The sequence below is a fragment of the Archangium violaceum genome (genome assembly GCF_016859125.1).
GTDB lineage: Bacteria > Myxococcota > Myxococcia > Myxococcales > Myxococcaceae > Archangium > Archangium violaceum_A.
Genome location: NZ_CP069338.1, coordinates 7697109 through 7708792 on the forward strand (window position 1 = coordinate 7697109; position 11684 = coordinate 7708792).

13 protein-coding genes are annotated in these 11684 nt (G+C 67.7%); 3 read left to right on the top strand and 10 right to left on the bottom strand.

What is annotated here, in order from left to right; all coding sequences use genetic code 11:
• Nucleotides 1–151: 151 nt before the first annotated feature.
• The 3 genes from JQX13_RS32990 to JQX13_RS33000 all read right to left on the bottom strand — a co-directional run bounded on the left by JQX13_RS32990 (nucleotide 152) and on the right by JQX13_RS33000 (nucleotide 1927).
• On the bottom strand, nucleotides 152–1102 hold the full coding sequence (locus JQX13_RS32990) for a ribose-phosphate pyrophosphokinase (RefSeq protein WP_203403445.1): 951 nt from the start codon (nucleotides 1100–1102) through the stop codon (nucleotides 152–154).
• Nucleotides 1103–1169: 67 nt separating this feature from the next.
• Nucleotides 1170–1472 (bottom strand): septation regulator SpoVG, encoded by a 303-nt coding sequence (gene spoVG, locus JQX13_RS32995; protein WP_203403446.1) that lies wholly within the window; start codon nucleotides 1470–1472, stop codon nucleotides 1170–1172.
• A 92-nt stretch (nucleotides 1473–1564) separates the two neighbouring features.
• Nucleotides 1565–1927 (bottom strand): DUF5658 family protein, encoded by a 363-nt coding sequence (locus tag JQX13_RS33000; protein WP_203403447.1) that lies wholly within the window; start codon nucleotides 1925–1927, stop codon nucleotides 1565–1567.
• Nucleotides 1928–2100: 173 nt separating this feature from the next.
• Here JQX13_RS33000 and JQX13_RS33005 point away from each other — a divergent pair, with 173 nt between their 5' ends.
• From JQX13_RS33005 to hpt, 3 genes are read left to right on the top strand one after another with little or no spacing between them, the layout of a single operon-like run.
• Nucleotides 2101–2703, top strand: coding sequence for a thymidine kinase (locus JQX13_RS33005; protein ID WP_203403448.1), 603 nt, complete (start codon nucleotides 2101–2103; stop codon nucleotides 2701–2703).
• 18 nt (nucleotides 2704–2721) lie between these two features.
• On the top strand, nucleotides 2722–3537 hold the full coding sequence (locus tag JQX13_RS33010) for a uracil phosphoribosyltransferase (RefSeq protein WP_203403449.1): 816 nt from the start codon (nucleotides 2722–2724) through the stop codon (nucleotides 3535–3537).
• Nucleotides 3538–3547: 10 nt separating this feature from the next.
• Entirely contained in the window at nucleotides 3548–4081 is a 534-nt protein-coding gene (gene hpt / locus JQX13_RS33015; protein WP_203403450.1) for a hypoxanthine phosphoribosyltransferase, read from the top strand.
• A gap of 114 nt (nucleotides 4082–4195) precedes the next feature.
• Here the strand turns inward: hpt and JQX13_RS33020 are convergent, their stop codons facing one another.
• From JQX13_RS33020 to JQX13_RS33050, 7 genes are all read right to left on the bottom strand, one after another.
• The gene (locus JQX13_RS33020; protein WP_203403451.1) at nucleotides 4196–4357 is read right to left on the bottom strand and encodes a hypothetical protein; all 162 of its coding nucleotides are present in this window, start codon (nucleotides 4355–4357) and stop codon (nucleotides 4196–4198) included.
• A 175-nt stretch (nucleotides 4358–4532) separates the two neighbouring features.
• Nucleotides 4533–5489, bottom strand: coding sequence for an ATP-grasp domain-containing protein (locus tag JQX13_RS33025; protein ID WP_203403452.1), 957 nt, complete (start codon nucleotides 5487–5489; stop codon nucleotides 4533–4535).
• 55 nt (nucleotides 5490–5544) lie between these two features.
• Nucleotides 5545–6702, bottom strand: coding sequence for an acyl-CoA dehydrogenase family protein (locus JQX13_RS33030; protein ID WP_203403453.1), 1158 nt, complete (start codon nucleotides 6700–6702; stop codon nucleotides 5545–5547).
• 27 nt (nucleotides 6703–6729) lie between these two features.
• Nucleotides 6730–7926, bottom strand: coding sequence for an acyl-CoA dehydrogenase family protein (locus tag JQX13_RS33035; RefSeq protein ID WP_203403454.1), 1197 nt, complete (start codon nucleotides 7924–7926; stop codon nucleotides 6730–6732).
• 53 nt (nucleotides 7927–7979) lie between these two features.
• Nucleotides 7980–10064, bottom strand: coding sequence for a 3-hydroxyacyl-CoA dehydrogenase NAD-binding domain-containing protein (locus tag JQX13_RS33040; RefSeq protein ID WP_203403455.1), 2085 nt, complete (start codon nucleotides 10062–10064; stop codon nucleotides 7980–7982).
• Between the two features lie 101 nt (nucleotides 10065–10165).
• A complete protein-coding gene (locus JQX13_RS33045; RefSeq protein ID WP_203403456.1) occupies nucleotides 10166–10687 on the bottom strand; it encodes an MmcQ/YjbR family DNA-binding protein in 522 nt (173 codons plus the stop codon).
• Between the two features lie 96 nt (nucleotides 10688–10783).
• Complete coding sequence (locus JQX13_RS33050; protein WP_430384109.1) at nucleotides 10784–11656, bottom strand: coiled-coil domain-containing protein; 873 nt, start codon at nucleotides 11654–11656, stop codon at nucleotides 10784–10786.
• Nucleotides 11657–11684 lie beyond the last annotated feature (28 nt).

The window sequence follows — 11684 nt, forward strand, 5'->3', positions numbered from 1 at the left end:
GAACGAACCCCGGCGCCTCTGGCATCCCGCCCCCGTGGCGGGCCCCGAGACGGCGCCTTGCGGAAAGAAGGGCCGGCGTGGTGTGGGGTGCGACATGCCAGCGCGGACGGCCAGAGTCAAGCCGCCCGGCGGGCAGGGGAGCCCCTCTCCGTCAGACGAAGAGGGAGCTGAGCGAGTCGGCGCGGTGGATGCGCGCGATGGCCTCGCCGAAGAGGCGCTCGGTGGTGAGCACGCGCACCTTGCCGGTGGCCAGGGCGGCGGGCGACAGGGGCACCGTGTCCGTGAAGACGAGCTCCTCGAGCGTCGAGTCCTGGATGCGCTGGATGGCGGGCCCGGAGAGGATGGGGTGGACGGCGTAGGCCACCACCCGGCGCGCGCCCCGGTCCTTCAGCGCGGCGGCCGCCTGGGTGAGCGTGCCCGCGGTGTCCACCATGTCGTCCACCAGCACCGCGTCCTTGCCGCTCACGTCTCCGATGAGGTTCATCACCTCGGAGGAGTTGGGCCGCGGCCGGCGCTTGTCGATGATGGCCAGGCCGCAGTTGAGCCGCTTGGAGTAGGCGCGCGCCCTCTCCACGCCGCCCGCGTCCGGCGACACGATGACCAGATCCTGCGAGTCGGGGAACTTCTTGCGCAGGTCGTCCAGGAACACCGGCGAGGCGTAGAGGTGATCCGAGGGGATGTTGAAGAAGCCCTGGATCTGCCCGGCGTGCATGTCCATGGACACCACGCGCGTGGCACCCGCCACCTCGAGCATGTCCGCGATCAGCTTGGCGGTGATGGGCGTGCGCGGCGCCACCTTGCGGTCCTGCCGGGCATACCCGTAGTAGGGCATGACCGCGTTGATCGAGCCAGCGCTCGCGCGCTTGAGCGCGTCGCACATGATCAGCAGCTCCATCAGGTGATCATTGGCCGGAGGGCACGTGGACTGGACGATGAAGACGTCCAGCCCACGCACGTTCTCGCCGATCTCCACGTGGATCTCCCCGTCGGAGAAACGGCCCACGGAAGCCTTCCCCAAAGGCCGCTTGAGGTAATCGCAGATGCGATGGGCCAGACCCGGATTGGAGCTCCCGGTGAACACCTTGAAGTCGCGAGGCTGCATGGGCGCGCTACTAACGCGCCCCGCGACGGAAGGGAAGCCCCTTCCTCCTGCTCGTCCGGCCACGTGCTCAGTCGTGCTCGGCGGCGGCCAGGAAGGGGCTCGAGCCCCCGGTGCCCGTTTGTTGGTGCCGCTCATATTCCAGAAGGATGGTCCTCTCCATCTGGTTGCGCGTGTCGGCGTTGAGCGGATGCGCGATGTCCTTGTACGTCCCGTCCTTCCGGCGCTTGGCCGGCATGGCGATGAACAGGCCGGACGCACCGTGAATGACTTTGAGATCCCGGATGACGAAACAGTGATCCAAGGTGATGGTCACGTAGGCCTTCAGCTTATCCTCGTCGACCGGATACACCTTGACGTCGGTGATGTTCATGGTCCCCCCCCGGACCTCCAGGGGTCCGAGCTAGCGGGGGAGACTGAGACAGACCGACCCGGAAAATCAAGTCTGTCCGGGCTTGTTGTACGTCAACCGACGCTTCGGAAGCACATGTGGGCCAGGAAGGCCAGATGGTAGATATCAATGACGGTGTAGAGCGCGGCCCCTGCCTGGATCGCCCGCTGGCTGATCCGCATGGAGCGGTGCAGGCACAGCAGCGTCAGCCCCAGACTCACGATGGCGAGCTTGGAGGCCATGAAGGCCAGGGGCGAGTGCTCGTAGGCCATCCGCATGAGCGGGTTGAGCTCCTCGGCCACATCCAGTTGTAAAAAGGTGAGGGTGAAGAGCCCGTCCAGCAGGTTGAGCACCAGCAGCAGGGCCGCTGCCGGGCTGATGTGGAACGAAGCGCCCTCGATACCCGCCCAACGTGTTGCCTGCGTCGTCGCCGCCACCCGATCCTCCCCGATGGAATCCGGGCGGGGTTCTTCAAGATGCTTGCCAACAGGGAGGGGTGGGGGCTGGCGGGCGCCGCCTGGAGTGGTGGGCTCTTGAAAGTTGACGTGCCAGGAGGGGCGTGACACAGGAGACGCGCGATCCCGCACACGCCCCCGAGCGAGTCCTCCTCGTGCATCAATTTCCCACAGATATCGGGTGGATAGAGGTCATCTGCGGCTCGATGTACTCCGGCAAGACCGAGGAGTTGATTCGCCGCATCAAGCGTGCCGTATACGGCAAACAAGTGGTCCAGGTCTTCAAGCCGAAACTGGACATCCGCTACGACGAGACCCAGGTCGTCAGCCACTCCCAGCTGAAACTGACGTCCATTCCGATTGAACGGGCTGAAGAAATTTTCCTTCACCTGTCCCCTCGAACCCAGGTGGTGGGTATCGACGAGGTACAGTTCTTCGGGCCCGAGGTGGTCCCGGTGTGTGAGGCCCTGGCCAATCGGGGGCTGCGCGTCGTCGTCGCGGGGCTGGACCAGGACTACCAGGGGCGCCCCTTCGAGCCGATGCCACAGCTGCTGGCGGTCGCCGAGTATGTGACGAAGCAACTGGCCATCTGCGTGGTGTGTGGGAATCCGGCCAATCGCTCGCAGCGGCTGGTGGATCGCGGGGAGCGGGTGGTGGTGGGAGCCGCCGGAGCCTATGAGGCGCGCTGCCGCAAGTGCCACCGGGCCGAGCCCACCGAGGCCACGCCTCCCCAGACGCTCGATTTGTTCAAGGACTGAATCTCCGGAAGCCTGGCCATGCGCGACACCCTCTACGCCAACGTCCCCTTCCAGTTGAGCGAGATGCCCCACCGGTACGGGCCCAACGTGCACCTGGTGGGCAATCCGTTCCTGCTCTCGCAGCTGGCGAAGCTGTGCTCCAAGGCGACGGTGCAGCCGGAGATCAACCGGCTGGTGGCGCTGCTCTACTCGGATCTGGTGAAGACGGTCATCAACGCCGAGTTTCCGCGCAAGATGGTGGCCATGCCCACGCGGATGATCGATCACACGCCGCAGGGCATGTACCAGGGCGAGGTCATCGATCCGGCCGTGCGCGCGGTGACGGTGAACATCGCCCGCGCCGGCACGCTGCCCTCCCAGGTGGCGTACGATCTGCTCAACACCACGGTGGATCCGGTGCTGGTGCGACAGGATCACATCATCATGAGCCGGATGATCGACGCCAAGGAGACGGTGGTGGGGTCGAACATCGGAGGGGCCAAGATTGGCGGGGACATCGACGACGCGTTCGTCCTCTTCCCGGATCCGATGGGCGCCACCGGAGGCAGCCTGTGCACCGCGGTGTCCATGTACAAGGACAAGGTGCATGGCACGCCCCGGCGCATCCTCAGCCTCAACCTGATCGTCACCCCCGAGTTCCTGCGGAGGATTTCCCGCGAGCATCCGGATGTGGTGGTGTACGCGCTGCGCCTGGACCGCGGGCTGTCACCGCCGGAGGTGTTCGGCACGGTGCCCGGCGAGCTGTGGGAGAAGGAGCGGGGGCTGGATGACCGGCAATACATCGTCCCCGGTGGCGGCGGCTTCGGGGAGATCATGAACAACGCGTACGTGTAGAGGTAGGACCGTGGCTTTCTACGAGCAGGACGTCGGCACCCACATCGATGAGCAGAAGCTCCAGGCGCGCGTGCGCGAGCTGGGCGCTCAAATCACCCGCGACTATCAGGGCAAGGAGCTGACGCTCATCTGCGTGCTCAAGGGCTCGGCGTTCTTCGCCATGGATCTGGCGCGCTACGTGGACCTGCCGCTGACGATCGAGTTCCTCGGGGTGTCCTCGTACCAGGGCGGCACCGAGACGACCGGCGAGGTGCGCATCACCACCGACGTGAGCAAGCCCATGGCGGGCAAGCACCTGCTCATCATCGAGGACATCATCGACACCGGGCTCACCATGAGCTTCCTGCTGGAGAACCTCAGGGCCCGGCACCCCGCGTCGCTCAAGGTGTGCACGCTGCTGGAGAAGCCGTCGCGCGCGCGCGCCCAGATTCCCATCGACTACAAGGGCTTCGTCATCGACGACGTCTTCGTCGTGGGCTACGGGCTCGACTACTCCGAGCGCTACCGCAACCTCCCCTTCATCGGCGTGATGAAGGGGAAGTAGTCCGGCAGGTCCCCGGCCCGGCCCCCCGCACGAGGGGCAGCCGTGAGACCGGGCGCGCCAGGCAGGGCGGTGGGGCGGACCCCACCGTCTCTGCTCGGCTTCAAATGGGACGGCTCAGCAGTCGGAGCAGCCCCCGGGCTCTTCGCCGCAGGCGAGGGTGGTGAACTCCGGGCACTTCGGATCCTTCGTCGCTCCGTTGCCACCTTCGATGCGCGCGAGGTCCTGCACGAACAGCTCCTTGATCTTCTTGGCCTTCTTCTCCTTCTCCTGCGCCATGACGTTCTCCAGGATCGGATGACCCGCGGGCTCATCCCGCGAAGGTCACAGGCTCAAGGGAGCCTGCATCCCGAAGAACGGCTGTCGGCGCGAGCCCAGTCCATGAGGGCCAGGGGGCCTTTGCCCGCCCGGCGGCTCGCCCTTCGGCACACCGATCGCCAGGGGGCCGGTGGCCTCAGGGAATGGGAGAGCGTGCGGCCCTGGCGAGCGCCCGGGCGAGCTGGCCGAGCAGATCCGTGCCCGCGCGCGCATCGAAGCCGAGGAACATGGGCGAGGCGTTGAGCTCGAGGAAGCGCAGCGCGCCCCCTGCGTCGCGCTTGAGGTCCATCCCCGTCCAGCGCAGGCCCACCACCTCCGTGGCCCGCAGGCACTGGCGCGCCACCTCGGGCGGCAGCTCGAAGGACTCGATGCGCTCCTCGTTCTGCCGGAAGTCCAGCGCCCTGGAGATGATGCGCAGGCTGGCGACGATCTCTCCGTCGAGGACGTAGACGCGCACGTCCTCGCCGGGCATCAGCTCCTGGAAGGTGACGGGAGCGGCCTCCAATGCGGCGAGCCGTGCGTCCGTGAGATCCTCGGGCCCCAGCTCCTTCGTGGCCGCGCCGCCCTCGACGGGCTTGTAGGCCACGCGCCGCCCCGCGGCGAACCGGCGCACCGCCTCCGCGTCGTTCGTCCAGAGCGTCTCCGGCACCGGCAGCCCCGCGTTGGCCAGCAGCGCGAGCTGCACCGGCTTGGGCGTGCGCCAGTCCACGGAGAGCGGGTTGTAGAGGGGGACGCCCATCGCCTCCCAGCGTCCCACCAACCCCCGCAACAGGGTCATCTTCTCGCGAAAGGCCACGAGCGTGGTGCGCCAGTCGTCATCCATCGCCTCGCGTGCATCCACTCCGAAGGCGAGCGGGTGCGCGTGATAGCCGCGCAGGTAGATGGCGCCGGGCCGCTCGAGACGGCGGCCATCCAGGATGATGCCCCCGAGGTCGTCCGTGAGCGCCAGACGCGTCTCCTCGGGGAAGGTGAGGGTGTCCACCACCAGGGTTTCCACCCCTTCCTGCTCGACCCGGCGCGCCACCTCCGACACGTGCGCGTCCTCGCGGGAGCCCACGAAGAGCACGGGCCGGGCGGTCGGGTGGTTCGTCATGGGACGTGGTTCTCCGCGTGGACAGGGGGGTTCAACCCGGGTTCACTCGATACCCTCACCCTGACCCTCTCCCAGAGGGAGAGGGGACATTGGCGAAGCGGGTCAGGTGGAAATCGGCGTCTCCGAAGGTCCGGTCGATCGCGGTCAACCGCTTGAAGTAGTGGCCGGCGCTGTACTCCATCGTAGTGCCGATTCCTCCGTGCAGCTGGATCGCCCATTGTCCGATGAAGCGGCCGGACCGGCCGATCTGGACCTTGGCCGCCGAGATCGCCTTGGTGCGCGCCTGGGCGTCGGTGCTGTCCGCGCGGTCCGCGGCCAGGATCGCCATGGATCTGGCCTGCTCGTGGGCGATGTACATGTCCACCATGTGGTGCTGCAGCACCTGGAAGCTGCCAATCGGCACGCCGAACTGGGTGCGCGTCTTCAGATAGTCGAGCGTCACCTCGTTGAGCGCCTGCATGTTGCCCACCGCCTCCGAGCACAGGGCGGCGATGCCTCGATCGATCGTCTGCTCGATGAACGGAAACGCGCCTCCCTCCGGTCCCAGCAGCGCCGAGCCCGGTACCCGCACTCCCACGAGCATCACTTCCGCGGCGCGGGTGCCGTCGACGGTGGGGTAGCCGCGGATCTTCAGGCCCGGTGCGCCGCGCTCGACCAGGAACAGTGACAACCCGTCCCGGTCGCTCGTCTTGCCCGCCGTGCGCGCCGAGACGATCAGCCTGTCGGCGCAGTCACCCCCGAGCACCACCGCCTTGGCTCCGTCGAGCCGGTAGCCGTCCGCCTCTCGCTTCGCCGTGGTCTCCACGTGGGTGAGCGAATAGCGCGACCGGGGCTCACCATGGGCGAAGGCCAGGAACATCCCGCCCTCGGCCACGCGGGGCAGCAGCTCGGACTTCTGGGCCTCGTTGCCAGCGGCCCGGATGAGGCCCGCTCCCAGGACGACCGTGGGGATGAAGGGCTCCACCACCATTCCGCGGCCGAATGCCTCCAGGACGATCGCGAGATCCTGGAAGGTGCCACCAATACCTCCGTGCTCCTCGGGGATCTCCACCCCCAGCAGGCCCAGCTCGGCGAAGGTGGCCCACATCTTCCGGGAGAAACCGTCCTCCGATGCCAGGAGCTTCGCCCGCTCCTCGAAACCGTAGCGTTCGCGGATGAGACGGGCGGCGGTGTCTCGCAGCATCTGCTGCGTGTCGCTCAGATTGAAGTCCATGTGGCTGTCGCTCCTTTCCGCTCCGACTCAGAGGCCGAGCACGGCCTTGGCCAGGATGTTCCGCTGGATCTCGTTGGAACCGCCGTAGATCGTCACCTTGCGGTAGTTGAAGTAGTCCGGCGCCAGCGGGGCCGCGTACGCCGGACCGATCGGCTCGCCCTTCCACCCGTGCTCTCGCGCCTCGGGGTTGTACGGCAGCGCGTAGGGGCCCACTGCCTCCATCATCAGCTCGGTCAGGGTCTGCTGGATCTCCGAGCCCTTGATCTTCAGCATGTTGGCCTCGGCTCCCGGCGCCTGGCCGGACTGCTCGGCGGCGATCATGCGCAGGTTGGTCAGCTCCAGCGCCATCAGCTCGATCTCCACCGCCGCGACCTTCTCGCGGAAGCCCGGGGTCTCCATCAGCGGCACGCCGTCGGCCTTCTCCTCGGTGGCGATCTTCTTCAGCCGCGCCAGCTCCGCCTTCGAGCGGCCGATCCGCGCGATGTTGGTGCGCTCGTGGCCCAGCAGGAACTTGGCGTAGCTCCAGCCCATCCCAGGTTGGCCCACGATGTTCTCCTTCGGCACCCGCACGTTGTCGAAGAAGACCTCGTTGACCTCGTGCGCACCGTCGACGGTGATGATCGGACGGAGCGTGATGCCTGGCGTGCTCATGTCCGCCAGCAGCATGGAGATGCCCTGCTGCTTCTTGGCCGCCGGATCCGTGCGCGCCAGCAGGAAGATCATGTTCGCGTACTGGCCCAGGGTGGTCCACGTCTTCTGCCCGTTGAGCACCCACTCGTCGCCGTCGAGCTCCGCCTTCATCCGCAGCGAGGCCAGGTCCGAGCCCGAGCCCGGCTCGGAGAAGCCCTGGCACCACCAGTCGTCCATCCGCAGGATGCGCGGCAGGTAATAGTCCTTCTGCTTCTGGCTGCCGTAGGCAATCAGCACGGGGCCGATCATGCTCAGGCCGAAGGGCAGGGCCTGGGGTGCTCCCTCCTCGGACAGCACCTCGTCGAAGAGGTATTTCTGGACCGAGGTCCAGCCGGGACCGCCGTACTCCTTCGGCCAGTGCGGCGCTCCCCAGCCTCGCGCGTGGAGCCGGCGCTGCCACTCGACCTGCTCCTCCTTGCCGAGGTGCTGGTGTTGGAGGACCCGGTCACGCGTCTCGGGAGGGAGGTTGGCCCGCACCCACTGCCGGACTTCGTCGGCGAAGGCGAGTTCCTCGGGGGTGTAGTTCAGATCCATGGTGCTCTCCAGGGAGTGTCTTTGGATTCGTCGGGTGTGAGCCTGCTCGGGGTTCAGACCGCCTGCGCGAAGCCCTTGCCCTCGGCGACCAACCGCTCCAACAGCGGGGACGGCGTCCACCAGCGAGGCCCGTGCTGACGCGCGTACTCGCGGATCCTCTCCAGGGCCTTGGGCAGGCCGAGCTCGTGCTCCGCCCAGAACATCGGGCCACCCCGGTGGGCCGGGAAGCCGTAGCCGTAGAGGTAGACGATGTCGATGTCGCTGGCCCGGTAGGCGATGCCCTCGCGCAGCACCTCGCAGCCGATGTTCACCATGGCCAGGAAGCAGCGCTCGAGGATCTCCTGCTCGCTGAGCTCCCGGCGCTTGATGCCGTATTGCGCGGCCGTCTCCTCGATCACCCGGGCGACCACGTCGGAGGGGATGGGCGTGCGCTGGCCCGCCTCGTAGTCGTAGAAGCCCGCCTTGGTCTTCTGGCCGAGCCGGCCCATCTCGACCAGCTTGTCCGCCACGGCTCCGGACTTGACGTCGAAGGTGCCCGGCTCCCGGTCCTTGCGCGACTTGTAGCCAATGTCGAGGCCGGCCAGGTCGAACATCTGCAGCACACCCATGGGCATGCCGAACTTCACCAGGGCCTGGTCCACCTGCTGCGGCGTGGCGCCCTTGAGGACCAGCAGGCTACCCTCACGCCCGTAGCCCTCCAGCATGCGGTTGCCGATGAAGCCGTGGCAGTTGCCGGCGACCACGCCCACCTTCTTGATGCGTTTGGCGACGTCCAGCGCGGTCGCCAGCACGTCCGGCGCGGTCCGGGCTCCACGGACGATCTCCAGCAGCTTCATGACGTTGGCGGGGGAGAAGAAGTGCATCCCCAGCACGTCCTCCGGCCGCGAGGTGTAGCCGGCGATGGTGTCGATCGACAGGTACGAGGTGTTGCTGGCCAGGATGGCGCCCTTCCTGGCGACCCGATCCAGGGTCTCGAAGACCTTCTTCTTGACCTCCAGCGTCTCGAACACCGCCTCGATGAGGAGGTCCGCGTCGGCCAGCGCGTCGTAGGACAGGGTCGGTTTGATGAGGCCCATGCGGGTCTCCACCTGCTCCGACGTCAGGCGCCCCTTGGCCGCCGTGGCCTCGTAGTTCTTGCGGATGACGCCCAGGCCCCGGTCCAGCCCTTCCTGGTTCACCTCCAGGAGCGTCACGGGAATGCCGGCGTTCGCGAAGTTCATGGCGATGCCACCGCCCATGGTGCCCGCGCCAATGATGCCCACCGACTTGATGGTGCGCGGCTTCACGTCCGCGGGCAGGCCGGGGATCTTCGCGACCTGGCGCTCGGCGAAGAAGACGTGCTGGAGCGCCTTGGCCTGGCTGCTCTTCGCGCACTCGAAGAACAGCTCCTGCTCGCGCCGGATGCCTTCATCGAAGGGCAGGGTGACCGCGGCCTCCACCGCGTCGATGATGCGCTGCGGGGAGAAGAGGTTGCGCTTCTCCTTGGCGGTGCGCTGGCGCGCGGCATCGAAGAAGCCGGCGGGGATGGAGCTCGGGGAGAGGGTGATGTCGCGGACCCGGCGCCGCGGCGAGCCGCTCTTCTCCCGCGCGAAGGCGACGGCGGCCTCGGTCAGGTCGCCCACCACGAGCTTGTCGATGGCGCCCATCTCCTGCGCGGCGGGGGCCGGGATCGGGTCTCCGGAGATCATCGCCTGCAAGGCGGGCTCGACGCCGGCCAGCCGCGGCAGACGCTGGGTGCCGCCAGCTCCCGGCAGGATGCCCAGCTTCACCTCGGGCAGGCCGACCTGGGCGTTCGCCAGGGCCACGCGATAGTCGCACGCCAGCGCGACCTCGAAGCCGCCGCCAAAGGCCGTTCCGTGGATCGCCGCCACCACCGGCTTGGAGAAGGCGTCGAGCGCGTCGATCACCTCCGGCAGGCTCGGGAGCCTGGGCGGGCCGCTGAACTCGGAGATATCGGCGCCCGCCATGAAGGTGCGCCCGGCGCAGGCGATGACCAGGGCCTTGATGGTGCTGTCGGATTCGGCCTGCTTCAGCCCTTCGAGCATCGCCACCCGTACGGCCTGGCTGATGGCGTTCACCGGAGGGTTGTCGATCCAGAGGATGCCAACGTCACCATGCGCTTCGAAGCGTCCCGACATTCGCCTTGTCTCCTTTTCTTGCCGCCCCTCTCTACCAAGATTCCCCAGCGAAAATGGGGACTCCTGGTGTCACGTTCTCGCATTGGTTGGGGGGGTTACACTCACCGGGCCTTCGCGCGGGCCGGAGCTTTCTTCGCGGCGGATTTCTTCGCCGCCGTCTTCTTCGCCGCGGCCGGCGCGGACTTCCTGGCTGGTGCGCTCCGGGCCTTGGCGGGTGGCGCGGCCGTCGTCCCTCCCGCCTCTCCGCCGATTTGCGCCACGAGCTTCTTGGGCGCCACCGCGCGGTAGCTCTCGTCGAGCCACTTGCTCAGCAACTCCACCGGGGGCGTGTCGCGCGCACCGAAGCTGGCGCTCACCCAGCCGCTCTTGCCCAGGCCGTATCCGGTCGGCTGTGCGAAGGGCAGCATCAGCGCCGCGCCATTCGATTGCGGCAGCTTGACGGACATGAAGAAGCCCTCGCCGCTCACTCCCATGAAGACGAAGGCCTTGCCCTTCACCTTCAACGTCCGGTGGCCCCACGGGAAGTCCTCGGTGACCTCGGGGTAGCGCATTCCGACGTCGCGCAGGGCCATTTCGAACGGCACGAGTCTCTTCATCTCGGGGGGGACCGGGGTCATCGACATGGGGCACGTCTCCTCGTGGGCCCGCACGTATACCGCACGGGGCGCGGATGAACCGCGCCCCCGGATTCCTCCACCCTCCGTGCGTTCGACAGGCGCTCAGCGCGTCGTGCCCGTCCCGGGCTGCTCCGTCCCGGTGGGGCGCTGCTGCGTCTCGCTGTCGGTGGCCCGCGTGCCCTGCGGGGGCGCGGCGGGCGTCGTCGTGCTCCCCGGCGCCTGTTGCGTCGGCGCCGTCTGCTGTCCCTGTGCGGCCGGCGGGGGAATGGGCGTCTCGAGCGCCGTCGAGGCGCCGCCGGGCTCGCCGAAGCTGGCGTCCACGGCCCGCAGCGCCTTCTCCAGGGCCTGCGCCGCCGGGCCCACCGTGGAGAGCAGCTGATTGGCCCTCTGCGTGTTCCGGTTCCGGCTCTCCGCCGCCAGCTTCAGCTGCGTCAGCGCCTCCGTCACGTCCCGCCGCGCCTCCTCCAGCTTCTGCCTCGCCTGGAAGAAGGCCACGTCCGCCTTCATCGTCTCCAGTGTGCGGCGCTGCTCCTCCGTCAGCCCGGAGAGAAGCTCCGCGCGCCTCAGGTAGTAGAGGCCCTTCTCCAGCAGAGCCGGCTCGTCCGACTGCACCTTGGGCCGGGCAAGGCCCTCCAGCACCGGAAAGAGGGCCCGGTCCAGCTCGTCCCGCTCGGTGAACTTCTGCTCCAGCAGGGACGAGACGTCCCGGCCCTCCACGGCGATGGGGGCATAGGTGTCCGTCAGTCGCGCGTCCCCGGGCCGGTAGGGCACCGCTCCCGTGGGCAGCATCCGCCCCTTCATCACCACCAATTGCCCGTTTTCCAGGTTCAGGGAGAAGGTCCGGGCGTTCAGTTGAGACAGCAAGAAGACCACCGCCCCTCCCAGGCCGAGGATGAGGAGGGTGACGACCAGGCGCGTGAAGGCGCTCGTGGCCCGACGTCCAAAGCTCGGCCGGTTCTGTTGAGGGTTCATCATGGGATTCATATCGCTCGCTCCCCAGACG